The organism is Mesorhizobium sp. M7A.T.Ca.US.000.02.2.1 (assembly GCF_003996995.1).
Taxonomy (GTDB): Bacteria; Pseudomonadota; Alphaproteobacteria; order Rhizobiales; family Rhizobiaceae; genus Mesorhizobium.
Genome location: NZ_RZTT01000674.1, coordinates 1 through 2,051, shown reverse-complemented (window position 1 = coordinate 2,051; position 2,051 = coordinate 1). Strand labels below are relative to the sequence as shown.

Here is a 2,051-nt window from a genome sequence, read left to right as displayed (position 1 = left end):
CATATGAACCATGCTTGAAGCAGATTTCGTCATCATCGGCTCCGGCTCGGCCGGCTCGGCCATGGCCTATCGCCTGTCTGAAGACGGCAAGCATTCGGTCATCGTCATCGAATTCGGCGGCAGCGATATCGGGCCGCTGATCCAGATGCCGTCGGCGCTTTCGATCCCGCTCAACATGAGCCTCTATGACTGGGGCTTTGCCAGCGAGCCGGAGCCGCATCTCGGCGGCCGTGTGCTGGCGACACCGCGCGGCAAGGTGATCGGCGGCTCGTCCTCGATCAACGGTATGGTCTATGTGCGCGGCCACGCCCGCGATTTCGACCATTGGGCCGAAGAGGGTGCGGCCGGCTGGGGCTTCGCCGACGTGCTCCCCTATTTCAAGCGTATGGAAAATTCGGACGGCGGCGAGGATGGCTGGCGCGGCCATGGCGGGCCGCTGCATGTGCAGCGCGGCTCGCGTAAAAATCCGCTCTATGGCGCCTTTGTCGAGGCTGGTCGCCAGGCCGGGTTCGAACTGACCGAAGACTACAATGGTTCCAAGCAGGAAGGTTTTGGGCCGATGGAGCAGACTATCAGTGGCGGTCGCCGCTGGTCGGCGGCATCGGCCTATCTGAAGCCGGCGCTGAAGCGCAAAAATGTGAGTCTGGTCAAGGGCTTTGCGCGGCGCGTGATTATCGACAATCAGCGCGCCATCGGCGTCGAGATCGAAGCTCACAAACAGATTCAGGTCGTTAAGGCGCGACGTGAGGTGATCGTCGCCGCATCGTCGATCAATTCGCCCAAGATACTGATGCTGTCCGGCATCGGCCCGGCCGAGCATTTGCGCGAAAACGGCATTCCGGTGGTGGCCGACCGGCCCGGTGTCGGCCGCAATCTGCAGGATCATATGGAGCTCTACATCCAGCAGGAATCATTGCTGCCGATCACGCTCAATTCGGTGCTGAACCCGTTCTCGAAAGCACTCATCGGAGCGCAGTGGTTGTTCCTCAAGACCGGGCTTGGCGCCACCAACCACTTCGAAGCGGCAGCCTTCGTGCGCTCGCGCGCCGGCGTCGACTACCCCGATATCCAGTACCATTTCATCCCGGCGGCAGTCCGCTATGATGGCAAGGCGGCTGCGAAATCGCACGGCTTCCAGGCGCATGTCGGACCGATGCGCTCGAAGTCGCGCGGTTCGGTGACGCTGCGTTCGCCGGACCCGAAATCCAAGCCGGTGATCCGCTTCAACTACATGTCGCATCCAGACGATTGGGAGGAGTTCCGCCACTGCATCAGGTTGACGCGCGAGATCTTCGGGCAGTCGGCGTTCGACCCCTATCGGGGCAAGGAAATCTCTCCGGGCAGCCACATGCAGTCGGACGACGAGCTCGACATCTTCATCCGCGATCATGCCGAGAGCGCCTACCATCCTTGCGGCACTTGCAAGATGGGCCGCGCCGACGACATGATGAGCGTCGTCGATCCGGAATGCCGGGTCATTGGCGTCGAAGGCTTGCGAGTCGCCGATTCCTCGATCTTCCCGCGCGTCACCAACGGCAATCTCAATGCGCCATCGATCATGACCGGGGAGAAGGCTTCCGATCACATCCTTGGCCGGACGCCGCTGGCGCCGTCCAACCAGGAACCATGGATCAATCCGCGCTGGCAGGCGTCGGACAGATAGAGCATGATCGTGACTGCACGATCATGCATGCCGCGAAGACGATTTGGAGACCTCCCATGCGCGCCCAGCCCACGGCATCGCACTATGTCAACGGACGCTACATCGAGGACGAAGGCGGCGCGCCGCTGCCGGTCATCTATCCGGCAACCGGTGAGACCATCGCCATGCTGCGTTCGGCGACGCCGAACGTGCTGGAACTCGCCGTCGAGGCGGCGCGGGCGGCGCAGCCCGTCTGGGCGCGGCTGAAGCCGGTCGAGCGCGGGCGCATCCTGCGCCGCGCCGCCGACATATTGCGCGCCCGCAACGCCGACCTCGCCCGCATCGAGACACTGGATACAGGCAAGGCGATCCAGGAAACGCTGGTGGCGGACGCTCCATCGGCAGCGGA

Annotated in this window: 2 protein-coding genes; both read left to right on the top strand. The window is 63.2% G+C overall.

The window, feature by feature from the left end; all coding sequences use genetic code 11:
- The first annotated feature begins 10 nt into the window (after positions 1 to 10).
- A complete protein-coding gene (betA, locus tag EOD15_RS33375; protein WP_127409248.1) occupies positions 11 to 1,663 on the top strand; it encodes a choline dehydrogenase in 1,653 nt (550 codons plus the stop codon).
- A gap of 56 nt (positions 1,664 to 1,719) precedes the next feature.
- The coding region (locus EOD15_RS33370; protein WP_127409247.1) for an aldehyde dehydrogenase family protein at positions 1,720 to 2,051 on the top strand (332 nt) is incomplete at its 3' end.